A 24515-nucleotide genomic window follows, 5' to 3' on the forward strand; every position below is an offset into this window, starting at 1 on the left:
TGCCTATGGTAGAAAAGCACATTAAGCACCTGCTCTACAATCACGACTGCGTGATCATACCTGATTTTGGCGGGTTGATCACACGCTATGTGCCTGCCCGGATCAACCCGGTAAAGCATTCGCTGGTGCCACCGTCCAAAAAAATCGCTTTCAACGAGAAACTCGTGCTAAACGATGGACTGCTAATCAGTACCATCGCCTATGCCAACAACATCACAAAAGAAGAGGCCAGACAACAGGTGATGGCTTTTGTGCATGAAGTTCGCAATAGGCTGGATAATGAGCAGCGGTTTGAACTGACTGATATCGGCGTGTTCAAGTACAACCACGAACGAAAGTTGGTGTTTGACTATACAGAAGGCGATAACCTGTTGGAGGCAAGCTTCGGCCTGCCCGAGATTGTTGCCAGACCGATTCGCCATGAAGAACCGGCAGTCCTGCGCACCCTGATCAAGGAGCGTCAGGCAGCAGAGGCTGTACCTGCCAGAAAGCCATTCAAAGCCCGTCTGAAGCGCGCCTACCACGTAGCTGCAGGACTGGCCTTAACTGGTTTGGTTGGAGCAACACTTTACATGCTCTCCCTGCAAACGGACTATAACCTCAGCAGCCTGAACCCAATATCGCTGATCAGTGGCGATAAGCAGGCGGCTGCTGAGCAGACAGCAACTACACTACCTGTTCAGAACAAAGCCACTTTAGGGCAAGATGCTGGAATCGCTGGATTTGATGCAACAGATGCAGGTATGGAAAGTGAAGCTGACGCCTGGGGTGATGCTTCTAGCAGTACTTCTGACTCCGATAGCCAATATGCTACAGATGAATTCGTTAATGAGAAAGACGAGCCTGTTGCGGAAGTAGCTGCACCAGCTGTGGCCAGCACTACGGTTAGCGGGAAGGACGGACGCTTTTATATTATTACAGGCGGTTATGCCCGGATGCTGAACGCAGAGTTCAGCCGTCAGGAAATTGCGGAGTTTGGCCACGAGGCCAAAGTTTTGGAGCCTGGCAAAGGCAGCAGGCTCTTTAAAGTATCTGTTGCTGACTTTGCATCAGCAGAGGAGGCACAGGCTGCCATGGACACTTATAGACAAACATTCGGAGAAAATATTTGGGTTTTTAATAATTAACATGACATCTCTCTTCTTACAAATTACGACAACTCCTGCTGACACGACTTCTATGTTGGCTGATGGAGCAGAAACAGCGGAAAGCTCGGTATCCTTACTGGACCTGGCAATGGCAGGTGGTTGGGCCATGATCCCACTGCTGCTTTTGTCGCTGGCTGCCGTTTACATCTTCTTTGAGCGCTACCTGACGCTTAAGAAGGCTGCCAAAAACCCTGATGGTTTCAGTGATCGCATCAAGAGCATGGTATTAGCCGGTGACATCAATGGTGCCCGTATGCTGTGCGCACAGACCAACACGCCAGTATCCCGCATGCTGGGCAAGGGTGTTAGCCGTATAGGTAACCCACTCAAAAACATTGAAACCTCAATCGAGAACGTAGGTAAAATTGAGATCAGCCGTTTGGAGCGTAACCTGGCTGCCTTGGCAACTATTGCCGGTGCTGCTCCGATGCTGGGCTTCCTAGGTACAGTAACAGGTATGATCCAGGCCTTCATCGCTATCGCACAAGCTGAAGGTTCTGTAAGCCCGCAGTTGCTGTCAGCTGGTATCTACCAGGCGATGGTAACAACAGCTACAGGTCTGATGATCGGTCTGCCAGCTTACGTGGGGTACAATTACCTGGTGTCTAAGATCGATAACATCGTGCATGCCATGGAGTACTCTTCTATTGAATTCATTGATCTGTTACAAGAACCACAACTTTAAGCATGAATTTACGCTCTAAAAACAGGATCAACCCCGATTTCAACATGTCCTCTATGACGGACATCATCTTCCTGTTGCTTATTTTCTTCATGCTTACCTCGAATTTTGTGACGCCTACCGGTTTGCCGGTTAGCTTACCTTCCAGCAAGGTGTCTAACATCGTGATGGAGAAGGTCAATATCACGATTACGAAAGACATACAGTATTTTCTGAACGGTAAGCAAATTGACGAGTCGCAGCTGGAGTCACAGTTGGCAGCACTTTTGCAGGGAACAGAAGAAGGTGTGGTGGTGTTGAACGTAGACAAGACCGTGCCGGTGGAGTATCTGGCTAAGGTGGCAGGTATAGCTGCCAGCCTGAAAGCGAAAGTAACTTTGGCCACAGAGCCTACAAAGTAGCATTGAATTACACATGGAGATAGCATTATCACAGGAAGAGGAAAAGAATAAGAAGATTGCTGCAGGGATCAGTATCACCCTGCATATCATCATTCTATTGCTGCTCTTTTTCCTGCTGGCCTGGAATGGTGCCCCTGGCAATCCGGACGAGGAGATCGGCATTGAGATAAACTATGGCACTGATGCCATGGGCAGCGGAGACGTGCAGTCGAAGGCTACTCCAAACGAGTCGAAGAACGTCCAGGACAGCAAGCCAGCACCCACGCAGCCGGATCCGCTTCCTGAACCTAAGCCTGTAGCAGCTGCTACTCCAACACCGCCCACTCCTGTAGAAACCCCAAAAGTGGTAACTGCCCCTGTGGAGTCGCCGGTGTCGGTGAAAGAGGAAGTAAAGCCACAGCCGAAGCCTACGCCTAAAGTAGAAGAAGTAAAGAAGCCGGTAGAACAGCCTAAGGAAGAAGTGAAGAAGCCTGAACCTGAGAAGCCACGTACGCTATACCCTGGCAAGCCTACTGAGAGCACTGGTACTGGTAAAGCCGGCACATCAAACGAGGCTACTGGCAACAACAATGGTGATGACGCCAATAAAGTAGGGGATAAAGGTGACCCACGCGGTCAGATGACTGCCAAGAACTACGAAGGTACACCAGGCGGTGGTGGTGGCGGTGACGGTCTGGATATGGCCGGCTGGCGTTACGACATCTCACCAAAGCGTGACCCTTACGAAAATGAAACAGGTTTCGTGAAGTTCCGCATCCGTATCGACTCTGATGGTAACCTGATCGGTATCGACCGACTGGAAAGCACTGTTTCGCCGCACGTAGAAAAGTGGTACCGTGAGCAGCTTCAGAAAACAACCTTTAGCCGCACGGGTGGAGGCAGAAGCACAACAGGCGCCACGGGTACCGTTACTTTTGTGATCAGATCACGCTAATTTCTATTGATTTCATGACTTATCAAGAGTGTCTTGATTACCTATACCAGCAATTGCCGATGTATCAACGCATCGGCAATGCTGCTTTTAAGAAGAGCCTTGACAACATAATTGCTCTTTGCGACGCACTTGGGCAGCCACAGCATAGGTTCAAGACGGTGCATGTGGCTGGTACAAACGGCAAGGGGAGCAGTTCACACATGCTGGCTGCCGTACTGCAGAGCGCAGGCTATAAAACGGGCCTCTATACCTCACCACACCTTAAGTCATTTACTGAAAGGGTGCGTGTGAACGGAGCAGAGCTGCCACAGGATTACCTGATTTCTTTTGTAGAGCGGCATAAGGAGCTGTTCGAACAGGTAAAGCCTTCCTTTTTTGAAATGACGGTGGCACTTGCCTTTCAGTATTTTGCTGACGAGCAGGTGGATGTCGCTGTCATCGAGGTGGGGCTGGGCGGAAGACTCGATTCTACTAACATCATCACCCCGGAGCTGTCGCTGATCACCAACATTGGTTTTGACCACCAGGCACTGTTGGGTGATAGCTTAGCAGAGATAGCAGGAGAGAAGTCCGGTATTATTAAACCCCATATACCTGCTGTAGTCAGTACCAAGCAGTCAGAGATCACACACGTGTTTGAGCAAAAGGCCGCTGCTGAGCAGGCACCGCTTTATTTTGCCACCGACAGCATAACAGTACAGGTATTGGACCAGCATTTGGAGGGGCAGTTATACGATGTATACCTGGATGGGAAGCCTTGGCTGCAGTCATTGCAGTCTGATCTGGCGGGAGTATACCAGCAATTTAACCTGCCCGGTGTACTTAAGTCTCTGTTATTACTTCGTGAGCAGGGTTTTACTATTTCAGAAGATGCCATCCGCCAAGGTATAGCTCAAACTAAAACAATTACAGGTCTGAAAGGACGATGGCAGGTATTGGGTAATCAGCCTTTAACTATTTGTGATACAGGCCATAATATAGATGGTATTAAACAAATACTTACTCAATTAGCTGCTTTAGCACCCAAGCAGGTACACTTCGTTTTTGGTGCTGTGAATGACAAGGACGTAACCACTATCCTTCAGCTACTTCCGAAAGATTATACCTATTACTTCTGTCAGGCGCAGATACCACGCGCTTTGCCTGTGGAGGAGCTTCAGGAAAAAGCAAAACTGGTCGGGTTGAAAGGGGATTCCTATCCAACTGTGAGCGAAGCCATCGCTGCTTCCAGGGGAAATGCGAAGCCGGATGAGGTAATTTTTATTGGAGGTAGTACCTTTGTGGTCGCAGAGATTGACGAACTATAAAAATGGGAAGAAGTAAATTAGCAAAGTTTGCCGCTATAGCGGAGCGTGAGAATGTAATAGAACCAGAAGGAGAGCTTTATGGTCAATTGAAAGGCAGATGGCGAGATGAGTTTTTTGAGAATGAGAAGCCTTTGATCCTGGAGATCGGTTGTGGCCGCGGGGAATATACGGTAGGTATGGCGCGGCTTTTTCCGGACAAAAACTTTCTGGGACTCGATATTAAGGGAGCACGGATCTGGAAAGGCAGCTCTCTTGCGGAAGAGGAAGACCTGCACAATGTGGCTTTCCTGCGCACTTTCATTGAGAATCTGGAAGATAACTTTGCTGAAGGAGAAGTTGACGAGATTTGGGTTACTTTCCCAGATCCTCGACCAAAGGATCGTGACATCAAGCGTCGCCTCACATCGCCGCGTTTCCTGGACCTGTATGCTAAAATTCTAAAGCCGGGCGGGGTTCTGCACCTCAAGACTGATAACCAGATGCTATTTGACTATACTTTGGAAGTGCTGCAAGAGCGTAACCCGAAAGAGTTGCTCTTCACGCACGATCTGTACCAGTCTGATCTGCAAGATCACACGATGGGTATCTACACCACCTATGAGAAACGCTACCTGTCTGAGGGAATAACTATTAAATACCTGCAGTTCAAGGTATAGGTCACCCAATGTAATTGCCTGTATTCAAAACAAGACGGTCCGCCGTACTCATGTATAGCGGACCGTTTTATTATCCAAGAATTGAATTTTCAATTTCGTTTCCAAGTATAGTCAGAATGATTTGAGAAAGCGGTAGGTCAGTTTCGTGTGATTCAAGCCACAACCTAATCCTGCACAAAATGCATTTAAGTGCAGCACCGCTACCTTTTAATTCCTCAACTCTTAAACTCTCTGACTTTCTAGTTTTCCTCTATTTCTTCGAAGATCTCCTGCAATTCGTCAAAGTCTTTCAGACCGGGTTTAATCTCGTGACCACCACGAAGGCCAATTCCAGCAGGTTTGATGTCTTTCAGCACCGAGTTGATGTTTTGGCGGTGCACGCCGAAGCCCAGGTATATCTGAAAGCGCTTTGCAAGGTTTTTGAGAAACTTGGTATTGGTGTCGTCGATGTTTTCAAAATCTGATGAGTAAATCAGGAAACTGTCAACAGAAGGACCGTACAGCTCCATCATCTCCAGTAACTCGCTCTCTACGGTGTCCTTATTGATGAATACCTTCTGAATAACCGGGCGGTTGATCTCTTCAATCTCATCGATCAGGTATGGTGTATCTAATTGAATATAATCCAGACCGAAGTCATCGGCATACTGGTTGATAATATCGGGCTTGGCACGCTCGAACTCACCAGCCAGTTTTACTCCGGATACCCAGCCAACGATTTCCTTCAGCGTATCGGAAGACATACGCTCCTTATCGTCCAGTTTCAGGTTGAAGCTGATAATATCTACGCCCATGCCAGCGCAGTAACGCGCATCACTTAAATTGTTAATACCATTTACTATTACAGAGGTACGTAAGCCCATAGCAATCTATCTTTTAAAAACCGGGTCGGTTCAGTTAATCCTATTGAATTCCAAAGTAAGTTCCTTATCGGGTACGATGCCATATTTTTTAATGTTTTTTTTAATGCGACAGCATCTTTTAAACAGTTGTTGCTACAATATTTGCCCGGCTGAATCTTTATTAGTGCCCCGATGTTACTATCTTTGTAGAAAAATTATAGCATTTCGAATTACAATTCTGAAGATAAATGAGTAAGTTAGGAAGGGTATTGGTAGCCATGAGCGGCGGCATTGATAGCTCCGTGGCGGCTGTGATGTTGCACGAGCAAGGCTATGAAGTGGTGGGTATGACCATGAAGACATGGGATTATGCATCGAGCGGCGCCAGCAAGAAAGAGACCGGTTGCTGCAGCCTCGACTCCATCAACGACGCCCGAAACATAGCGGTACAGCTCGGCTTCCCGCATTATATTATAGACATACGCGAAGAGTTTGGTGACTATGTGATCAACCACTTCACTGACGAATACATTGCAGGCCGTACGCCAAACCCATGTGTGTTGTGTAATACACACATCAAGTGGGATGCACTATTGCGTCGTGCCGATCAATTGGGTTGTGACTTTATCGCGACCGGGCACTATGCTAACATCCGGGAAGAAAATGGCCGCTATGTGATATCGAAAGGTCTGGACGAAAACAAAGACCAATCTTATGCGCTGTGGGGTATTTCGCAGGAGAGCCTGAGCCGTACGATGTTCCCACTTGGGAAATTGCGTAAAACAGAGATTCGTCAGATGGCCATGGACCGTGGCTTCACGGAACTGGTGAATAAGCCTGAGTCTTATGAAATCTGCTTTATACCTGACAACGACTACCGTGGCTTCCTGAAGCGCCGAGTTGAGGGACTGGAGGAGCAGGTAGCCGGTGGTGAGTTTGTGCTGGAAGACGGAACTGTAGTGGGCAAGCATGAAGGTTATCCATTCTATACCATCGGGCAGCGTAAGGGTCTGGGTATAGCACTTGGTTTCCCGGCTTATGTGACCCGTATTGAGAAAGACACTAACCGTGTAATTTTGGGTAACTACGAAGATCTTGCCAAAAATGCCATGACCGTAGGTAAGCTTAACATGGTGAAGTATGAGAACCTGATTGGTCAGCCTATACCTACCATTACGAAAGTTAGGTATAACGACCCCGGTACAGAAGCTATTATCGAGCAAGAAGGAGATAAGATGAAAGTACACTTCCTGAGTGGTGTGCATGCGATCGCTCCTGGTCAGGCAGCCGTATTCTACGAAGGCAACGACGTAGTGGGTGGCGGCTGGATCGAGTCAAACTATAACTCAGACTATAACCTGAACGTGTTGCAATAATGAGAAGAGCCCTTTTGCTTCTGGTTGTGCTGGCTGCTTTTGTAGCCAGCTGCGAAAGTAAATACAAAGACCCTGACCCGCAGGTGATGGGTTACGACTACTATCCATTGGAAGTAGGGCAATACCGGGTATACAATGTTATGGATATCCGGTTTTCTAACAATATAGGTGATACTAACCGCTTTCAATTGCGCGAACGGGTAGATACAAGTTTCCACGATCAGACTGGCCAGCTTGTCTATAAAGTTATTCGCTCCATCAGGCCAAACGACAAAAACGAATGGTTAGATGACTCTGTGTTAATCGTCAATAAGACTGAACGTATGCTATTGACTACAAAAGACAATACGAAGTATGTTAAAATGGTCTTTCCAGTTAGTAGAAATAAAAAGTGGGAAATGGATGCCTTTAACAGTAGAGTTGTAATTGATTCAATTGCGAGGCTTTATGTAATTAAGCAACAGTACGTTTACGACAATGTTGGTGAACCTTTTGTTATTAATGGTACTGAATTTTCAAATACTGTTACTGTTAAACCCGAAGTGCCTATTATAGTGGGTAGGTTGGATGATAGACGTGAAGTTTATTCTAGAAATATTGGACTAGTTTATCGCATTTACAATAAAGTAACTTATTGTGAGTTGGCTAATAGAAATGACTGTCCGAAATATGAAGAATGGAGAGATGTTGGCCATGAGCGCCACGAAATCTTAATCGAGCACGGTAAACTCTAAAACTTATGCGATATCTGTATCTGCTTGTCTTACTCCTGACGATGGCCCTTCATGCAAGGGCGCAGGGAAGCGACGGCGCAGAGCAGAAGCATCTGATCTACTTTACTGACAAGAACAATTCTCCCTATACAATAACAGAACCAGCGCTATACCTTTCTGCCAAGGCGATCGAACGCCGCAGCAAGCAGGGTATAGCGCTTTCTGTTCGTGACCTGCCTGTCGATCCTGCTTATGTGAGCGACCTCAAGGCGACAGGTGCTACGGTACTCTATACCTCCCGCTGGTTCAATGCGGCCGTCGTGCAGTGCTCCCCTCAAAAGCTGACGGAACTGCAGACGCTTGCCTTTGTGAAGGGGACGCAACAACTCAATCGCCTGCCTGCTTCAACTAAAAAAGCCACGCAATCAAACGATAGTCTGGCGGTTGCTAAGGTTTCGTTCGATCCCTCTTATTTTGGACCATCCTTTCACCAGTCCAATATGCTGGGTATACCTGAGTTGCATGCAACTGGCTACCAGGGCGAAGGCATCACCATTGCTGTATTCGATGCAGGTTTCCCGGGGGTGAACAGCATCGGTGCTTTCTCACACCTTTTCCAGAACGGTCAGATTAAAGGAACTTACGACTTTGTTGGCAAAAAGACCGATGTCTATGGCCACAGCCAGCACGGTACCTCCGTGCTTTCTACGATGGCCGCCTACGATCCGGGCCGCATCATAGGCACGGCTCCCAAAGCAAACTATTACCTGTTCCGTACGGAAGACGCTGCCACTGAACATAACATTGAAGAGGTGAACTGGCTGCTGGCCGCTGAGTTTGCAGATAGTGCCGGGGTTGATGTGATCAATTCTTCGCTTGGCTATACCTTGTTCGATGCTCCATCTTATAGCTATACCTATAGTGAACTGAATGGCAATACCACCATTGTGACACGAGCGGCTGACCTGGCTGCTGCCACCGGCATGCTGGTGGTGACGAGTGCCGGCAACGAAGGCAACAAAGCCTGGCGCTATATCTCGGCACCCGCCGATGCCGACTCAGTCCTGACGGTGGGGGCAGTAGACTCGCTTGCCGTACATGCACTGTTCAGCTCGGTTGGCCCTACCGCCGATCAAAGGCTTAAACCGGATGTGGTAGCGATGGGGCAGCAGGTATACGTGCTGTCGTCTTCAGGCGCTCTTGGCCGGTCAAGCGGTACTTCATTTTCGGGACCCATCATGGCAGGTATGGTCGCCTGTATCTGGCAGGCCCGACCGAAGCTTACCAACATGCAATTGCTGGAGCTAATGCGCCAGCTGGGCAGTAATTACAACAACCCGAACAATTCAACCGGGTATGGTTTGCCTAGCTACAGCCGACTTGTCACAAGTCTGACCGATGAGCAGACAGCAGGAATAAGCATCACCAACCCAGTAGCACAAGAGCCTATAGTGCTGCGCATGGACGAGAACTGGCAGAAGGAGCATGCGCTGGTGCAACTCTATGATGCTTCCGGAAAACTGGTACATACTCAATTATTGCCTGCCCAACAAGCAGTCCACACGCTCAGAATCAGACCATCAGGGCTCAAGAAAGGTATATACCTTTGCCAGGTGAGCTCCAGCAGTAGAAACGTTACTTTGCGCTTTGTCAGACTCTGATGCCGCGCTAATGATTTTCAAACGAAGGATTCTATCTTAATTTCTATATTTGCTTCATGAAACCAATTATCGCCCCCTCTGTACTAGCTTCTGATTTTGCCAACCTGCAGTCTGAAGTAGAAATGCTGAACGAAAGCCAGGCCGACTGGCTGCATATCGACATCATGGACGGCCGCTTTGTGCCGAACATATCATTCGGTTTTCCGGTACTGCAAGCCATTCAGCGCCACGCCAAGAAGCCACTGGATGTGCATTTGATGATCGTAGAACCAGAGCTCTACATCGAGCAGTTCAGAGAAGCAGGAGCGGAGATCATTACCGTGCACCTGGAAGCCTGCAACCACCTGCACCGCACTATTCAGCAAATAAAAGCAACAGGAGCCAAGGCAGGTATAGCCCTTAACCCGCATACTTCCGTACAACTGCTCGACGATGTGATCGCTGACGTGGATCTGGTATGTGTGATGTCGGTAAACCCGGGTTTTGGTGGACAGAAGTTCATCGAAAACACCTACCGCAAGATAGAAGCGCTGAAGAACCTGATCATTTCCCGCAACTCCAATGCGCTTATTGAAATAGACGGCGGTGTGAATCAGCAGAACGCTCCCTTGTTGTTGGAGAAAGGAGCTGATGCTTTAGTAGCCGGCAGTTTTGTATTCAACTCGGCCGACCCGTTGCAGACCATCGCCAATCTGAAAAACCAGGCTTAATTCATAACCTAAACACCCTCTATGCTCCGATATCTTGCGGTATGGCTTGTAATGCTGCTGCCAGCAGGTGTCTTCGCACAGCAGGGTATTGTAAAGGGTACGGTTCAGGGTTCCAATCGCCAGCCACTTGAAATGGCGACGGTCGGGGTGCAGGGCCGTACCCTTGGTGTTCAAACGGATCCACAGGGCAGGTTTAGCCTATCAGTACCTGCTGCAGAAGAGCTAGTTTTAGTCGTCCGTTACCTGGGCTTTAAGCAGCAGGAGCGGAGTGTGAGGGTAGAAGCAAGGCAGGAACTGGTGCTCGACTTTGTGTTAGAAGCCGATCCACAGCAGTTGCGCCAGGTGGATGTTCGGGGCAAACGCGAAGACGATACCCGGGAGCAGGTCAGCGTGACTCGTCTTAATCCGACACTCACCAAAACACTTCCATCTGCATTTGGTGATTTCAATATGATACTGGCTACGCTGCCCGGCGTGACCAGCAACAATGAGCTGTCCTCCACTTACTCAGTGCGCGGCGGCAACTATGACGAGAACCTCGTCTATGTCAACGGTATCGAGATTTACCGTCCTTTTCTGATTTCGGCGGCCCAGCAGGAAGGCCTGAGTTTTGTCAACCCTGATCTGGTGGCCAATGTTGAGTTCTCTTCTGGCGGCTGGCAACCCAAGTATGGCGATAAGCTGTCGTCGGTGTTGAACATCCAGTATAAGCGACCTACTTCATTTGCAGGCTCTGTGACTAGTAGTCTGACAGGCGGTGCAATACATTTGGAGGAAGCCTCTAAAAACAAACGCGTATCCTACCTGATGGGCTTACGCCATAAGAATAGCCAGTATATGCTGCAGGGGCTACAGGTCGACGGGCAGTACCGGCCGGTGTTTACAGACGGGCAGGTATACCTGAGTTTCGACCTAGGGAAACAACCTGAGCGCACTACACTGGGCCTGTTAGGCAGCTATGCCCGCAACAATTTCAGAGTAGAACCCGAAACCCGCACCACCACCTTCGGAACCCGCCAGGCACCGCTTCGACTGCTTGTCGCCTACGACGGACAGGAGAACATGGAATATGATACCTACCAGGTTGGAGCTAACCTAAGCCATCAGGTATCTGACAATCTGTTGACAGAGTTTATTGTGTCAGGCGTGCACTCACTGGAGCGTGAGTTTCGTGATATAGAGGCCGCTTATCGCCTCTGCGACGTGAACACGTTAGGGCGTAACGACATGGGCGAATGCCTGCGTGACCGGGGCATTGGAAGTCAGTTTGATCATGCTCGCAATGCTCTGAAAGCGCTCGTTCTGGCAGCGGAGAGCCGTAATACCTGGCGCCTTAGTTCGCGTAGCACTGTGCTGACCGGTGCCAAAGCGAGTCTGGAGCGTATCAATGACCGTTTGTCTGAATACGGCTTTGTCGATTCTTCTGACTTCGTAACGATGGCTTACAACCTTAATTCGGAGCTTGACCTGCATACGCAACGTTACAATGGCTATGTGCAGCATACCTACGAACTAGATTCCCTCAAAACGATCACCTATGGCATCCGGGCCAGCTATTGGAGCTATAACAACGAACTGACCATTACGCCGCGGGTGCAATACTCATTCATCACCCGTCACAACCCTGACCTTTCCTTCAAAGCTGCTGTGGGGCTCTACTACCAACCGCCTTTCTATAGGGAGTTACGCAACTTTCAGGGAGAGCTAAACCCGAATCTGAAGGCGCAGCGCTCCCTTCATGCTGTCATTGGAAGTGACTTCCTTTTCAAAGCCTGGGACCGTGATTTTAAACTGACCACGGAGGCCTATTACAAGCACATGACCAATGTTGTGCCTTATGATCTGGACAACGTGCGATTGCGCTATTACGGACAGAACAATGCGAAAGCATATGCAGCTGGTTTGGATGTGCGGGTAAACGGGGAATTTATACAGGGAGCGGAATCCTGGCTGAGCTTAGGCCTGATGCAGACAAGAGAAAATGTACAGGGGGACTCGACACTGGTATACAGCAGTTCAGGTGAGATAATCGGAAGCAGGGACCGGGGCTATATGCGACGTCCTACCGACCAGTTAGTGAACATCGGTGTATTTTTCCAGGACCATTTGCCTGATAACCCGACCATCCGGATGTATTTGAACGCTGTGTATGGCAGTGGTTTACCTTTCGGTCCGCCTAATCGTCCGGAGTTTCGCAACGCCTTCTCCGGTAAATCTTATAAAAGAGTAGACATTGGTTTTTCGAAACTGATCGCCTTAGGTGACGACCTAACGGATCGCAAGAAAGTGTCGTTGGAAAGCCTGTGGATTGGCTTGGAAGTGCTCAACATTATTGATGCCCAGAACCGCATTTCTTACAGCTATGTGACCGACGTAAATGAACTGACTTACGCTATACCTAACTTCCTGACAGGTCGCCGAGTTAACCTACGTTTCATTGCCCGTTTTTAGGTATAAAAGAGGAGCGGGGCTTCAGTTTTTCAACCGAAGCCCCGCTTATGAATTGCGATTTTTTACTACCTCCGTTTCTTCCACTCATTATAAGCCGACTCAATTTCACGGGCATAGGTTTGGTACGATTCTGGTTCTTTAGGTCCCAGCTGCATCGCCTTTGCACTTAGGTTGGCTGCTACCAGGTATTCTCTATTCAGTGCATAGAGCCTGGCCTTTACCCAGTTATTGTAGAAGTTCTCTTTGATGGCAATGGACTTGTTGATGTATTCCAACGCCTTCTCGTGCTGATCTCTACGTGCCAGCAGGTAATTGGCTGCCTGCGCCCAGGTATACCAATCGTCCGGAGCAGCGGCTTTAATTGCCTTATTGATATTGGCCAAAGCCTTTTTTTCGATCTCAGTCTCAATGTTGATTGACACCTGTGAGTTCTCCCAGGCTAGGTTTAGCGTACCCTTGTTGGTGCTGATATCACTGAATGAAAATTGTAGCGTCTCATGGAATGGCACCTTCTTAGGTGTCACACGCAAGTAAGCTACATCGTTTAGTTCGCTATACCCTTCGAGACCCCACAGGGTCGTGTCTTTGTTCAGGACGATATTCCACTCCGTTTCATTTTCTGGCAAAATAAAGAAAGAGTAGGTACCAGCCGGCACACGCTCGTGGTTCAGGAAAAGATCATCTTCGAAAGTAATCAAAGTAGCCTCGTTAGCACCAGCCCTCCATAGCGTGCCATACGGTACAAGTGATCCGAAGATCTGGCGCCCTTTAACACCAGGTGCATGATAGCGCACTTTTATCTCTGTTAGCCCAATGGTTTGTTGCACCATTGCTTCCGGGCTGGCCTGTGGCAGTTTGATCTGTGCAGCGGCGTGCTGCTGACTGAGCGCAAAGCAAAAAACCAGTGTCAATAAGCTAAGCAGATACTTCTTCATGATCATTATACGTGTGATGCGTCTTTGATAATATAGGCAAATACTGAAAAAACTATGCCAGATCTCAAAAAAAAATTATATCAAAATTCTGATACAAAGTTAGCTAAAAATTATTTTTTGATCCAACGGCTCTTATTATTTAGTATTGATATTGCGACTTGTTACAAATGGATTACTTTAGAAAGTAAATATAGTATTATACTAATTAAACTATCTTAAAGAATTCAATACAATTGAATTCTTTAAGTCAGCATTCTGTAGATTGTGTAGTACTGATTCATATTTACTATTAAACATTATCAGTTGAAACTTGTAAAAACCAAAATCAACTGTACCTTTGCAGCAGCAGATGAGCAAAACCACGCTACATATCATTTCTTTCATTCCTACGGCAGCGCCTGTTGCCTGTGGTTCTGCTGCGCATCATCATCATTTCCATCATTCCTCGTAAGAGGAATCATAGCACCATATAGCCCCCTGTAGGGTCATCGTACCCTTATTATACTTTGCCAGCAGCAAGGTTATTCTTCTTTGTACCTATTTAATCCATTCAACTCATATGCTACGTTTAGCAATCCAGAAATCCGGTAGGCTGAGTGAAGACTCGCTTAAACTGATCCGAGAGTGCGGTATCTCTTTCATAACCAGCTCTCTAAAACTCAAAACTGAATCCACTAATTTCCCGCTCGAGATCCTATACCTGCGCGATGATGATATACCTGGCTATGTAGCCGATGGGGTAGCCGACATTGGCATCGTAGGAGAAAATGTACTGGTAGAAGAAGGCATGCAGCAGCTGGCTGTAGAGCAGCTTGGTTTTTCGAAATGCCGTTTATCGCTGGCTGTGCCGAAGGGTGATCAGTACGAAGACATCAGCGATCTGCAGGGGAAGAACATTGCGACATCTTATCCCAAACTACTGCAGGCATACCTCGAAGAAAAAGGAGTGCAGGCCAATATTCACACCATCAGTGGTTCTGTAGAGATAGCGCCTAGTATCGGCCTGGCTGATGCTATTTGCGATATTGTGAGTTCGGGCAGTACTTTAATTAGCAATGGTTTGCGTGAAGTGGAGCGCGTGTTCAAGTCACAGGCGGTGCTGATTGCGAACGGGGGACTCAATGCTGAAAAGCAGGAGATACTAAACAAACTGCTGTTCCGTATCCATGCCGTTCAACGTGCCCAGAAAGCCAAGTATATTCTGCTTAATGCGCCGAATGATAAGATAGCAGAAATTAGTGAGTTGCTGCCTGGCGCTAAATCACCCTCGATTTTGCCCCTGGCCGAAGAAGGCTGGAGCTCACTACATTCTGTTGTAAACGAGGATGATTTCTGGGAGATCATTGAGAAACTGAAGGCTGCCGGAGCACAAGGTATATTGGTAGTACCTATTGAAAAGATGATCGTATGATGCGCAGAATAGAATACCCCGCCCAGTCCGACTGGAAGGAACTGGTGAAGCGGCCTACCCAGAATTACGAAGACCTGGAAGCAGGTATAGCCCGGACTTTCGGGCTGGTACAGGAGCAAGGCGATGCCGCTTTGCTTGAGCTGACACAGAAGTATGACGGCGTAAAACTGGATAGCCTTTTTGCTTCCCAAGATGAGATAGCGACAGCAGAAACTCAACTATCCGCTGAGCTGAAAGATGCCATACTGCAGGCCTATAGCAACATCCAGCTTTTTCATGCGCAGCAGGCGGAGCAGCCGAAGCAGGTGGAGACGATGCCTGGTGTGACTTGCTGGCGAAAAAGTGTACCTATAGACCGGGTTGGCTTGTATATACCCGGAGGTACGGCACCGTTGTTCTCAACTTTGCTCATGCTGGGTGTACCCGCTAAACTCGCCGGTTGTCCGGAAGTGATTTTATGTACGCCTCCGGCCAAAGATGGCTCTATTCACCCAGCCATTCGCTACACGGCATCGCTGCTAGGTATTGATAAGATTGTCAAGGTGGGCGGTGCGCAGGCTATTGCTGCCATGGCTTTTGGTTCGGAGTCTATACCTGCCGTGAACAAAATTTTTGGCCCGGGTAACCAGTATGTAACAGTCGCCAAGCAGATGCTGAGTAAGACTGGCGTGGCCATTGATTTACCGGCTGGTCCATCAGAAGTGCTGGTCATAGCAGATGACTCAGCGAATCCGGCTTTTGTGGCAGCTGATCTGCTGTCACAGGCGGAGCACGGTGCTGATTCGCAGGTGCTGCTGCTGACGACATCTGCTGAAATGCTAAAAAGGGTAGAGCAGGAGTTACAGGTACAGTTGAGCAACTTGCCGCGCAAAGAATTTGCAGCCAAAGCATTAGAGAACAGCATAGGTATACTGCTCAACAGTGTAGAAGAAATGCTGCGCTTTTCGAACCTGTATGCACCGGAGCACCTGATCCTTTCTATCCAGAATTTTGAAGAAGTACTGGATAAGATCACCAATGCAGGTTCGGTTTTCCTGGGCAACTACAGTCCGGAGTCAGCAGGTGATTACGCCTCTGGTACCAACCATACCTTGCCTACCAATGGCTATGCCCGTGCCTACAGTGGGGTTTCACTTGATAGCTTTGTCAAGAAAATTACGTTTCAGCACATCACGCCGACAGGTTTACAGAATATCGGAAAAACGATTGAAGTGATGGCAGCAGCGGAGGGATTGGAAGCTCACAAAAATGCAGTAAGTATCAGACTGAAGGAGGTGCAGAATGTTTAACCTGGAGAATATTGTACGCCCGAACGTACTGAAAATGAAAGCTTACTCTTCTGCTCGGGATGAGTTTAAAGGTACAGCCAATGTCTTCATCGATGCCAATGAAAATAATCTAGGCAGTTTGGCCGGAGAAGGATACAATCGCTATCCGGACCCGCATCAGAGAAAGCTAAAGGAAAAGATAGCCGAAATCAAAGGCATTTCACCAAAGCAGATTTTCCTGGGCAATGGATCTGATGAAGCCATCGATCTGCTGTTCCGCATGGTTTGCCGACCGGGACAGGACAGCATGCTGCACCTTCCGCCAACGTATGGCATGTATGAAGTATCGGCTAACTTAAATGAAGTACAGCTGGAGGCTGTACAACTGACACCTGATTTTCAAATTCCGGTGTGGGATGTGCTGCGCCAGGTGAAAGACACAACCAAGCTGATCTTTGTCTGCTCTCCTAACAACCCAACCGGTAACATGATCGAAGCGGAAAGCATCGAAACGCTACTGGATAATTTTGATGGTCTGGTGGTGGTTGATGAAGCCTACATAGACTTTGCTGTTTCGCCTAGCTGGTCTACCCGATTAGCCGATTATCCGAACCTGGTTATCCTACAGACATTTTCCAAAGCCTGGAGTATGGCAGGTTTAAGGCTGGGGATGGCCTTTGCCTCAGAAGAGATTATCGCGTTACTCGATAAGATTAAACCGCCTTATAATATAAACGAAGCGACCCAGGAACTGGCACTGAAAGCACTAGAGCAAACCGAACAACTGGCATACATGATCGAAGAAATTGTTCAGGAAAGAGAGATGCTTGTGCAGGCACTTCCGTCACTCGAGGCAGTGGAGCAGGTATACTCATCGGATGCTAACTTTTTGCTGGTGAAAGTAAAAGAAGCTAATCGTCTGTATAACTATCTGTTAGATCAAGGCATCGTGGTGCGCAATCGCTCCAGTTTGCCTGGCTGCGAGGGCTGTCTGCGAATATCCATCGGAACAGTGGACGAGAACCAGCAGCTGTTCCAAGCCATTTCTAATTTTAAATAAAAAGCGACTTACGAGGTTAAAAGGACAGTTATAACACCTTGCCTGATACACGCTACGAGATACATTATTGAAAATGAAAAAAGCATTGTTTATAGACCGTGACGGCACTATTTTGATCGAGCCTAAAACGGATTTTCAGGTAGATTCTTTCGAGAAGTTCGAGTTTCTGCCAAAGGTGATTCGCAATCTATACAAGATCTATTCTGAGCTGGATTACGAACTGGTAATGGTTACCAATCAGGACGGTCTTGGCACCGACACCTATCCGGAGGACACTTTCTGGCCCTACCAGAATAAGATGCTCGATATACTGAAGAGCGAGGGAATCATATTTGATGATATCCTGATCGACCGGAGCTTTGAACATGAAGGCCTGGAGACCCGCAAACCAGGTATAGGCATGATGAAAAAATACCTGTCCGGTGAGTATGACCTGGAAAACTCTTATGTAATAGGCGACAGGCTGACGGACGTCCAACTTGCCAAGAACTTAGGCGCTCAGGCCATTTTCATCGGGGAGAACCAGGTAGAAGACGCAGCCCTGAGCACGAATGACTGGGATAAAATCTATACCTTCCTGAAACTGCCAGCCAGACGCGCTACAATCAGACGCCAGACAAACGAGACCGACATTGCCATTGATCTCAACCTGGATGGTACGGGACAGATGAACATCCATACTGGCCTTGGTTTTTTTGATCACATGCTGGAGCAGCTGGCCAAGCATGGGAAACTGGATCTGAACATACAGGTTAATGGAGACCTGCACATTGACGAGCACCACACCATTGAAGATACTGGATTGGCGTTGGGAGAAGCTTTTCTGGCAGCACTAGGTAACAAGAAAGGCATCAGCCGCTATGGTTTCCTGCTTCCGATGGATGATGTGCTGGCACAGGTAGCCATTGACTTTAGCGGCAGGCCCTGGACGGTTTGGGAAGCTGAATTCAAGCGTGAAAAAGTAGGGGATATGCCGACTGAAATGTTCTTTCATTTCTTCAAGTCATTCAGCGACACATCTAAATGCAACCTCAATGTAAAAGCGGAGGGGCAGAACGAACACCATAAGATCGAAGCAATCTTCAAGGCATTTGCCAAAGCGATTCAGATGGCAGTGAAACGCAATCCGAAAGATAACTCTATACCTAGTACAAAGGGAACGCTATAGGGAAGAGCATTTGCTTTAACAAAAAGGGCTGACTGTAATAAAACAGTCAGCCTTTTTATCTGGTTGATTAAGCGGTTGGTTGTTGTTCAGCAGGCGCGCAACCAGTCGCTGGCTGCCTCTATATCATCAAATGTCTTAATAAAGCTCTGGTCTTGTGTATGCTGCAGGGACTTATCGGCTGATAGTCTACTAAAGGCGCTAGGGGAATATACCCAGGCAAAGCATTCCAGTCCGGCAGCCTGCATCCTTGGAAGCCAATCCTGGCCCACCCATTTAGATGCGCCAGACCAGATTCCTTCCACGTTTGTGTTGTCATTCAGCACCTTCGTACAGTTGGTTTCCAGCAGAAACTCGAGAATTTTCTCACAACCCTCCACCACCGTGTCATAGTTCTGGTACCCACGCCAATTCACATAGAGCCAACCCTCTGCGTGATTGAATTCTATCAGAATATTGCTTTGCCTATGTAAAATTTCGTTTCTAACCAGTTTCATACAGCTATTTCAAGTACATTCAGCTTTACCGATCTTGTTCACACTGATTATGTCGCAAACCAGTGGGACCAGGTAAATAAATGCTGGCGAGATAAAGACTTCTCAAAAATCAGACCTAATCACTGCTGGTCTTGTAATATGTCTTAAATGCTTGGTAAACAACAGGTAAGTAAAAGAGAACATTCCTGTGAATTCCGACCAAATTCCCAATTATGGAAACTCTTATCCCAAAGTCAGTCGCTTTGATTTTATACTGGCAACACACAGCTTTTGTTATGAAAACGAAGGCATGAATCCCTTATCAATTATTTAAAATTTATTTCAAAAGAATTTGCATTCCTCAGTTTAGCCTTTACCTTTGCAGCAGTGGGTTGAGCTGTTTTGACCCCTTTTAAAGAGAACATGATCCAAAATCTTCTTCATACTGCATGGTGGTGGCACGTTACGCAAGGTATCGTGAACAGACCCGCTATGTTGTATATTAGAAGCTAATACAATCTATAGCCAAAGGTATAAAAGCCTGCTGTTCACCTGAACAGCAGGCTTTTTTTGTTTTTAACACTCTCCGAATCGATGAAGAAATATAAAATCACGACCACACATAAGCGCCTGCTGGCCGATACGCTCACGCCAGTAAGTGTATACCTGAAGCTGCGCGACCGTTTTCCTAACAGCATTTTATTGGAAAGCTCTGACTATCATGGCGCAGAGAACAGCTTCTCCTATATCTGTTGTAGCCCGATGGCGAGTATCAAGGCTGAAAATGAAATGCTGACGGAGAGTTTCCCGGATGGCTACAAACTACAGACTGCCATCACCAAAGACCTAAATGTACCTGCAAGGCTTTCGGAGTTTGCCAGCAGATTTGAGTTGGAGCAAAATAGCTTCAACTTTATCAGCAATGGTTTGTTTGGCTACATGAACTATGATGCGGTGCGCTATTTTGAGGACATTGACCTGAATCTGCGTGCTGACCGTCAACAGATGCCGGACCTTTACTACGCGGTGTATCGCTACATTATTGCGATCAACCACTTCACCAACGAAGCTTATATTTTCTCGCATTCTTATGGAGAGAAAGACGAGAGCGGTATAGCGCAACTCGAAGCTTTGCTCAATAGTCGCAACATACCGAGCTATACCTTTAAGTCAATAGGCGAGGAGGCTTGTAATATTGGACGTAAGGCTTTCCTGCAGAATATCAAGCGGGCGAAGGAGCACTGTTTCCGGGGCGATGTGTTTCAGCTGGTGCTTTCCCGCCGCTTTGAACAGGCCTTTCAGGGAGACGACTTTAACGTGTACCGGGCACTGCGTTCTATTAACCCATCGCCTTACCTGTTCTACTTCGACTATGGAAGCTTCAAGATCTTCGGTTCCTCTCCGGAGGCGCAATTAGTGATCAAAGACGGCAAAGCCAGCATTTTTCCGATAGCGGGCACTTTCCGCAGAACCGGTGATGATGCCGCCGATGCCGCTCTGGCTGAAAAATTACTGGCTGACCCGAAAGAGAACGCCGAGCACGTGATGCTGGTGGATCTTGCCCGCAACGACCTGAGCCGCAATGGTCATAGTGTAGAGGTAGAGACTTTCCGGGAGATACAGTTTTACTCGCACGTCATTCACTTAGTGTCCAAAGTTTCAGGACAGCTGCATGATCAGGAAAGCTCCCTGCAAATGGTGGCCAGCACGTTCCCGGCCGGTACGCTTTCAGGCGCTCCCAAGTACAAGGCCATGCAGCTGATCGATCAATACGAAACAACCAACCGCTCTTTTTACGGCGGCTGCATCGGCTTCATGGACTTCAACGGCAACTTCAATAGCGCCATCATGATCCGCTCTTTCTTGAGCAAGGATTACAAACTCTTCTACCAGGCTGGAGCCGGCATTGTAGCTGCCTCTGACGATAACAGTGAACTGCAGGAAGTGGACAACAAACTTATGGCTTTGCGCAAAGCCCTCACCTTAGCACAGGAGATCAACTAATATGGAAGTTCTGGTAATTGACAATTACGACTCATTCACCTACAACCTCGTGCATTTGCTGCAGGAACTGGGGGCAAAGGTAACCGTGCGGCGAAACGATAAAACATGCCTGGAGGAAGTAGCTCAGTTTGACAAGATCATGCTTTCTCCTGGGCCTGGTATACCTGACGAGGCTGGTATGCTGAAGGAAATCATTCGTGAATTCGGCCCAAGCAAAAGTCTTTTCGGGGTCTGTCTGGGACATCAGGCAATAGGTGAGGTATACGGAGGCAAGTTGTTTAACAGCAATGAGGTATGGCATGGTATTGCTACCCCGATCGCGGTTGTTTGTGAGGAAGAACAGCTCTTCCGGAACCTGCCGCAAAAATTCAACACGGGCCGCTATCATTCTTGGCTTGTCGAGCAAACTTTACCTGACTGTCTGGTACCAACGGCAGTGGATGAAACCGGTCATATCATGGCGCTGCGCCACCGGGACTATGATGTACGCGGCGTGCAGTTCCATCCAGAGTCCGTTCTAACGGAGCATGGGCGGGAGTTGATCAAAAACTGGTTAACACACTAACTGTCATCTCGACGAAAGAAGAGATCTGATTTTAAAATGCAGCTGATTTCTCGCTGTGCCCGAGAAGACAAAAAAATAGCAACCATGAAAGAAATACTAAATCACTTATTTGAACATAAAACGCTGAGCCGGGAGCAAGCGAGGGAGGTGCTGAAAAATATTGCCGCTGGCAGGTATAACCAAAGCCAGATCTCCAGCTTCCTGACGGTCTACATGATGCGCAGCATCACCGTGGAGGAATTGGAGGGTTTTCGCAATGCCTTGCTGGAGCTTTGCCACCGCGTAGAACTGGACGCATACGACCCGATAGACCTTTGTGGCACGGGCGGCGACGGAAAGGATACCTTCAACATTTCCACGCTATCTTCTTTTGTAGTAGCGGCCAATAGAATTGCCGTGGCCAAGCACGGTAACTATGGCGTGTCTTCTTCCTGCGGCTCTTCTAATGTCTTGGAGGCATTGGGTATACAGTTCACCACTGATAAAGACAAACTAGAGCGCAGCATCGCAGAGTATAACATATGCTTTCTGCATGCCCCACTTTTCCACCCGGCTATGAAGAGTGTCGGACCGATTCGCAAGGACCTAGGGGTGAAAACATTCTTCAACATGCTCGGCCCGATGGTGAATCCGGCTTTCCCCAAACAACAGCTGGTGGGTGTATTCAGTCTGGAATTGGCCCGCATGTACGGTTACCTCTACCAACAGCAACCAGACATCCGATATAGCATCCTCCATACTTTGGACGGTTATGACGAGATCTCCCTGACCAGTCCATTTAAAGTAATCGCCGACAGCAAAGAGCAATTACTCGATGCCTCGGATCTGGGCCTTGTTCGTCTGGAGCACAGCCAGATCAAAGGCGGGGAAGGTATAGCCGAGTCCGCTGAGATTTTCCTGAAGGTACTAAAAGGCGAAGGCACAGCTGCCCAAACCGATGTAGTGGCTGCCAATGCCGGTATGGCTATCAACTGCGCCCGTCCTCAATCCTCTATACCTGATGCCGTGGCTTTAGCTAAAGAAACACTTCAATCGGGCAAGGCTTATGCCTTATTTAACAAGTTGATAAATGACAACAAGCTGGTTACAGCCTAATCATTTTCAAATTTTAAAATCTTCAAATTTACAAATCTAAAAACATGAACATACTCGACCAGATCATCGCCCATAAATACAAGGAAGTAGAAGAACGCAAGGCGCTCTACCCGGTAAAATTGCTGGAGAAAAGCCTGTACTTCGAGACACCTTGTCTTTCGCTGGAACGCTACTTACTGCGTCCTGACAAGAGTGGGATCATTGCCGAGATCAAGCGCAAATCACCTTCCAAAGGCGACATTAATCCTTATGTTTCGGTGGAGCGCACTTCCATTGGCTATATGCAGGCGGGTGCTTCGGCCTTATCGATACTAACGGACTCGCACTATTTCGGAGGCAAAAACGAAGACCTGATGGTTGCCCGCAAGTATAATTACTGCCCGATCCTAAGGAAAGACTTTACAGTGGACGAGTACCAGATCGTGGAAGCCAAGTCGATCGGGGCTGATGCCATTTTGCTGATCGCCGCCGCTTTGGAGCCTAATAGGCTGAAACAGCTAGCCGCCTTCGCCCGATCTTTTGGACTCGAAGTATTGTTGGAAGTACATAACCAGAATGAATTGGAAGCTACCCTTTGTGAGGATGTAACGATTGTCGGCGTGAACAACCGCAATCTCCAGACTTTCCAAACGGATGTTGCTTTGTCATTGGAGTTGGCGCAGCACATTCCGGCAGGTATGACCAAAGTGTCAGAAAGCGGAATGAAGTCGCCTAAAACCTTGGTTGAGTTGCAACAGGCAGGTTATAATGGTTTTCTGATCGGGGAGACCTTTATGACAGACGGCCGACCGGAACGTGCCGCCGCTGAGTTTATACGTGAGCTGCGTCACTTGCAGCAAGACCTTATACCAGCTCAGTCACAGGCTTAAGGGCAGATGACAAGCTTTTTATTAAAGCATGACGAAGAGATGAAAGACCTGAAAATCAAAGTATGTGGTATGCGTGAACCGGAAAACATCCGGCAAGTGGCTGCGCTTCAACCCGACTACATGGGCTTTATTTTTTATGAAGGCTCTAAGCGCTACTGCGAAGGCTACATTACACCGGAGCTATTTGCTGAACTGCCGGCAGGTATACAGAAAGTGGGTGTTTTTGTGAATGAAGCCACAGAGGTTATACTGACCACAGTAGAGAAGTATGGCTTGGATCTGGTGCAGTTGCATGGTCGTGAAACGCCGGGGCAGTGCCGGGAGCTGCAGGAAGCAGGTATACGCCTGATCAAGGCCTTTTCGGTTGACGATCGTTTTTCTTTCGAAAACACCTTGTTATACGAGCGCTACTGCGAATTCTTTCTGTTTGACACCCGCGGCAACAATTACGGTGGCAACGGGACTGTCTTCGACTGGGAAATGCTGAAAGGCTACTATTCACCTATACCTTATTTCCTGAGCGGCGGCCTGAATCTGGAAAACCTGCAGAGCAAGGAATTTGAAAAGCTTCGTCCTAAACCCTTTGCGATCGACGTGAACAGTGGTTTTGAGTTGGAGCCGGGGTTGAAGGATATGGAGAAGGTTAAGGAGTTGGTCAGTAAATTAAGAGTTAACAGTTAACAGTTTTTCTATAGCGCGAGCGTCCTCGCTCGTGTTTAATATAGAGGGGCCTCTGGCCCAGTTGTGAGTTTTATCAGCATAATAATAGGGGCCGGAGGCCCCACT

23 protein-coding genes are annotated in these 24515 nt (G+C 48.0%); 20 read left to right on the plus strand and 3 right to left on the minus strand.

Annotated features, from left to right (window positions below):
* Positions 1-5: 5 nt before the first annotated feature.
* From Q1A54_RS05895 to trmB, 6 genes are read left to right on the plus strand one after another with little or no spacing between them, the layout of a single operon-like run.
* Complete coding sequence (locus Q1A54_RS05895; RefSeq protein ID WP_299985821.1) at positions 6-1127, plus strand: HU family DNA-binding protein; 1122 nt, start codon at positions 6-8, stop codon at positions 1125-1127.
* A 1-nt stretch (position 1128) separates the two neighbouring features.
* Complete coding sequence (locus tag Q1A54_RS05900) at positions 1129-1833, plus strand: MotA/TolQ/ExbB proton channel family protein (protein WP_230391963.1); 705 nt, start codon at positions 1129-1131, stop codon at positions 1831-1833.
* 2 nt (positions 1834-1835) lie between these two features.
* Positions 1836-2231 carry a biopolymer transporter ExbD gene (locus Q1A54_RS05905; protein WP_007656468.1) on the plus strand — a complete coding sequence of 132 codons (396 nt, stop codon included), beginning with the start codon at positions 1836-1838 and terminating at the stop codon, positions 2229-2231.
* A gap of 13 nt (positions 2232-2244) precedes the next feature.
* Entirely contained in the window at positions 2245-3165 is a 921-nt protein-coding gene (locus Q1A54_RS05910) for a hypothetical protein (RefSeq protein ID WP_299985824.1), read from the plus strand.
* Positions 3166-3224: 59 nt separating this feature from the next.
* Positions 3225-4472, plus strand: a complete 1248-nt coding sequence (locus Q1A54_RS05915) for a folylpolyglutamate synthase/dihydrofolate synthase family protein (protein WP_299985825.1) — start codon at positions 3225-3227, stop codon at positions 4470-4472.
* Positions 4473-4474: 2 nt separating this feature from the next.
* Positions 4475-5128 carry a tRNA (guanosine(46)-N7)-methyltransferase TrmB gene (trmB, locus tag Q1A54_RS05920; RefSeq protein WP_299985827.1) on the plus strand — a complete coding sequence of 218 codons (654 nt, stop codon included), beginning with the start codon at positions 4475-4477 and terminating at the stop codon, positions 5126-5128.
* 239 nt (positions 5129-5367) lie between these two features.
* Here trmB and Q1A54_RS05925 read toward each other — a convergent pair whose 3' ends face one another.
* Positions 5368-5991 carry a hypothetical protein gene (locus Q1A54_RS05925; protein ID WP_299985829.1) on the minus strand — a complete coding sequence of 208 codons (624 nt, stop codon included), beginning with the start codon at positions 5989-5991 and terminating at the stop codon, positions 5368-5370.
* A gap of 227 nt (positions 5992-6218) precedes the next feature.
* Here Q1A54_RS05925 and mnmA point away from each other — a divergent pair, with 227 nt between their 5' ends.
* Genes mnmA through Q1A54_RS05950 form a run of 5 tightly spaced genes read left to right on the plus strand, consistent with a single transcriptional unit; the run spans position 6219 to position 12881 of the window.
* The gene (mnmA, locus tag Q1A54_RS05930) at positions 6219-7346 is read left to right on the plus strand and encodes a tRNA 2-thiouridine(34) synthase MnmA (protein ID WP_299985831.1); all 1128 of its coding nucleotides are present in this window, start codon (positions 6219-6221) and stop codon (positions 7344-7346) included.
* Complete coding sequence (locus Q1A54_RS05935; protein ID WP_299985833.1) at positions 7346-8080, plus strand: hypothetical protein; 735 nt, start codon at positions 7346-7348, stop codon at positions 8078-8080. The genes mnmA and Q1A54_RS05935 overlap by 1 nt, the downstream gene beginning before the upstream one ends.
* Before the next feature lie 5 nt (positions 8081-8085).
* Entirely contained in the window at positions 8086-9720 is a 1635-nt protein-coding gene (locus tag Q1A54_RS05940; RefSeq protein ID WP_299985835.1) for a S8 family serine peptidase, read from the plus strand.
* A 56-nt stretch (positions 9721-9776) separates the two neighbouring features.
* Complete coding sequence (rpe, locus tag Q1A54_RS05945) at positions 9777-10430, plus strand: ribulose-phosphate 3-epimerase (protein ID WP_299985837.1); 654 nt, start codon at positions 9777-9779, stop codon at positions 10428-10430.
* Between the two features lie 21 nt (positions 10431-10451).
* Positions 10452-12881 (plus strand): carboxypeptidase-like regulatory domain-containing protein, encoded by a 2430-nt coding sequence (locus Q1A54_RS05950; RefSeq protein ID WP_299985839.1) that lies wholly within the window; start codon positions 10452-10454, stop codon positions 12879-12881.
* A 65-nt stretch (positions 12882-12946) separates the two neighbouring features.
* Here the strand turns inward: Q1A54_RS05950 and Q1A54_RS05955 are convergent, their stop codons facing one another.
* A complete protein-coding gene (locus Q1A54_RS05955; protein ID WP_299985841.1) occupies positions 12947-13816 on the minus strand; it encodes a DUF2911 domain-containing protein in 870 nt (289 codons plus the stop codon).
* A 559-nt stretch (positions 13817-14375) separates the two neighbouring features.
* Between Q1A54_RS05955 and hisG the strand changes: the two genes are divergently transcribed.
* The 4 genes from hisG to hisB all read left to right on the plus strand — a co-directional run bounded on the left by hisG (position 14376) and on the right by hisB (position 18723).
* Positions 14376-15227, plus strand: a complete 852-nt coding sequence (hisG, locus tag Q1A54_RS05960; RefSeq protein ID WP_299985843.1) for an ATP phosphoribosyltransferase — start codon at positions 14376-14378, stop codon at positions 15225-15227.
* Positions 15227-16516 carry a histidinol dehydrogenase gene (gene hisD / locus Q1A54_RS05965; protein WP_299986909.1) on the plus strand — a complete coding sequence of 430 codons (1290 nt, stop codon included), beginning with the start codon at positions 15227-15229 and terminating at the stop codon, positions 16514-16516. The genes hisG and hisD overlap by 1 nt, the downstream gene beginning before the upstream one ends.
* Positions 16509-17555, plus strand: coding sequence for a histidinol-phosphate transaminase (gene hisC / locus Q1A54_RS05970; protein WP_299985845.1), 1047 nt, complete (start codon positions 16509-16511; stop codon positions 17553-17555). The genes hisD and hisC overlap by 8 nt, the downstream gene beginning before the upstream one ends.
* A 73-nt stretch (positions 17556-17628) precedes the next feature.
* Positions 17629-18723 carry a bifunctional histidinol-phosphatase/imidazoleglycerol-phosphate dehydratase HisB gene (gene hisB, locus Q1A54_RS05975; RefSeq protein ID WP_299985847.1) on the plus strand — a complete coding sequence of 365 codons (1095 nt, stop codon included), beginning with the start codon at positions 17629-17631 and terminating at the stop codon, positions 18721-18723.
* Positions 18724-18809: 86 nt separating this feature from the next.
* Here hisB and Q1A54_RS05980 read toward each other — a convergent pair whose 3' ends face one another.
* On the minus strand, positions 18810-19217 hold the full coding sequence (locus Q1A54_RS05980) for a hypothetical protein (protein ID WP_196114761.1): 408 nt from the start codon (positions 19215-19217) through the stop codon (positions 18810-18812).
* 573 nt (positions 19218-19790) lie between these two features.
* On the opposite strand from Q1A54_RS05980, the gene Q1A54_RS05985 reads away from it, so the two are divergent.
* The 5 genes from Q1A54_RS05985 to Q1A54_RS06005 all read left to right on the plus strand — a co-directional run bounded on the left by Q1A54_RS05985 (position 19791) and on the right by Q1A54_RS06005 (position 24410).
* Positions 19791-21200 (plus strand): anthranilate synthase component I family protein, encoded by a 1410-nt coding sequence (locus tag Q1A54_RS05985; RefSeq protein WP_299985849.1) that lies wholly within the window; start codon positions 19791-19793, stop codon positions 21198-21200.
* A 1-nt stretch (position 21201) separates the two neighbouring features.
* The gene (locus Q1A54_RS05990) at positions 21202-21765 is read left to right on the plus strand and encodes an aminodeoxychorismate/anthranilate synthase component II (RefSeq protein ID WP_299985851.1); all 564 of its coding nucleotides are present in this window, start codon (positions 21202-21204) and stop codon (positions 21763-21765) included.
* Between the two features lie 84 nt (positions 21766-21849).
* The gene (gene trpD, locus Q1A54_RS05995) at positions 21850-22860 is read left to right on the plus strand and encodes an anthranilate phosphoribosyltransferase (protein ID WP_299985853.1); all 1011 of its coding nucleotides are present in this window, start codon (positions 21850-21852) and stop codon (positions 22858-22860) included.
* A 44-nt stretch (positions 22861-22904) separates the two neighbouring features.
* Positions 22905-23729: an indole-3-glycerol phosphate synthase TrpC gene (gene trpC / locus Q1A54_RS06000; RefSeq protein ID WP_299985855.1), complete on the plus strand. Its 825-nt coding sequence runs from the start codon at positions 22905-22907 to the stop codon at positions 23727-23729.
* Between the two features lie 39 nt (positions 23730-23768).
* Positions 23769-24410 carry a phosphoribosylanthranilate isomerase gene (locus Q1A54_RS06005; RefSeq protein WP_299985858.1) on the plus strand — a complete coding sequence of 214 codons (642 nt, stop codon included), beginning with the start codon at positions 23769-23771 and terminating at the stop codon, positions 24408-24410.
* Positions 24411-24515 lie beyond the last annotated feature (105 nt).

Source organism: uncultured Pontibacter sp., from assembly GCF_947502515.1.
Taxonomy (GTDB): domain Bacteria; phylum Bacteroidota; class Bacteroidia; order Cytophagales; family Hymenobacteraceae; genus Pontibacter.

Excerpts from the sequence above, each read along its gene's own strand:
- trpC (WP_299985855.1), top strand. The coding sequence starts at position 22,905 with ATGAACATACTCGACCAGATCATCGCCCATAAATACAAGGAAGTAGAA.
- Q1A54_RS05905 (WP_007656468.1), top strand. The coding sequence starts at position 1,836 with ATGAATTTACGCTCTAAAAACAGGATCAACCCCGATTTCAACATGTCC.
- hisD (WP_299986909.1), top strand. The coding sequence starts at position 15,227 with ATGCGCAGAATAGAATACCCCGCCCAGTCCGACTGGAAGGAACTGGTG.
- Q1A54_RS05910 (WP_299985824.1), top strand. The coding sequence starts at position 2,245 with ATGGAGATAGCATTATCACAGGAAGAGGAAAAGAATAAGAAGATTGCT.
- Q1A54_RS05950 (WP_299985839.1), top strand. The coding sequence starts at position 10,452 with ATGCTCCGATATCTTGCGGTATGGCTTGTAATGCTGCTGCCAGCAGGT.
- Q1A54_RS05900 (WP_230391963.1), top strand. The coding sequence starts at position 1,129 with ATGACATCTCTCTTCTTACAAATTACGACAACTCCTGCTGACACGACT.
- Q1A54_RS05915 (WP_299985825.1), top strand. The coding sequence starts at position 3,225 with ATGTATCAACGCATCGGCAATGCTGCTTTTAAGAAGAGCCTTGACAAC.
- Q1A54_RS05985 (WP_299985849.1), top strand. The coding sequence starts at position 19,791 with ATGAAGAAATATAAAATCACGACCACACATAAGCGCCTGCTGGCCGAT.
- hisG (WP_299985843.1), top strand. The coding sequence starts at position 14,376 with ATGCTACGTTTAGCAATCCAGAAATCCGGTAGGCTGAGTGAAGACTCG.
- Q1A54_RS05990 (WP_299985851.1), top strand. The coding sequence starts at position 21,202 with ATGGAAGTTCTGGTAATTGACAATTACGACTCATTCACCTACAACCTC.
- rpe (WP_299985837.1), top strand. The coding sequence starts at position 9,777 with ATGAAACCAATTATCGCCCCCTCTGTACTAGCTTCTGATTTTGCCAAC.
- trmB (WP_299985827.1), top strand. The coding sequence starts at position 4,475 with ATGGGAAGAAGTAAATTAGCAAAGTTTGCCGCTATAGCGGAGCGTGAG.
- Q1A54_RS05940 (WP_299985835.1), top strand. The coding sequence starts at position 8,086 with ATGCGATATCTGTATCTGCTTGTCTTACTCCTGACGATGGCCCTTCAT.
- hisC (WP_299985845.1), top strand. The coding sequence starts at position 16,509 with ATGTTTAACCTGGAGAATATTGTACGCCCGAACGTACTGAAAATGAAA.
- Q1A54_RS05955 (WP_299985841.1), bottom strand. The coding sequence starts at position 13,816 with ATGAAGAAGTATCTGCTTAGCTTATTGACACTGGTTTTTTGCTTTGCG.
- Q1A54_RS05895 (WP_299985821.1), top strand. The coding sequence starts at position 6 with ATGGTAGAAAAGCACATTAAGCACCTGCTCTACAATCACGACTGCGTG.
- Q1A54_RS06005 (WP_299985858.1), top strand. The coding sequence starts at position 23,769 with ATGAAAGACCTGAAAATCAAAGTATGTGGTATGCGTGAACCGGAAAAC.
- mnmA (WP_299985831.1), top strand. The coding sequence starts at position 6,219 with ATGAGTAAGTTAGGAAGGGTATTGGTAGCCATGAGCGGCGGCATTGAT.
- Q1A54_RS05980 (WP_196114761.1), bottom strand. The coding sequence starts at position 19,217 with ATGAAACTGGTTAGAAACGAAATTTTACATAGGCAAAGCAATATTCTG.
- hisB (WP_299985847.1), top strand. The coding sequence starts at position 17,629 with ATGAAAAAAGCATTGTTTATAGACCGTGACGGCACTATTTTGATCGAG.
- Q1A54_RS05935 (WP_299985833.1), top strand. The coding sequence starts at position 7,346 with ATGAGAAGAGCCCTTTTGCTTCTGGTTGTGCTGGCTGCTTTTGTAGCC.
- Q1A54_RS05925 (WP_299985829.1), bottom strand. The coding sequence starts at position 5,991 with ATGGGCTTACGTACCTCTGTAATAGTAAATGGTATTAACAATTTAAGT.
- trpD (WP_299985853.1), top strand. The coding sequence starts at position 21,850 with ATGAAAGAAATACTAAATCACTTATTTGAACATAAAACGCTGAGCCGG.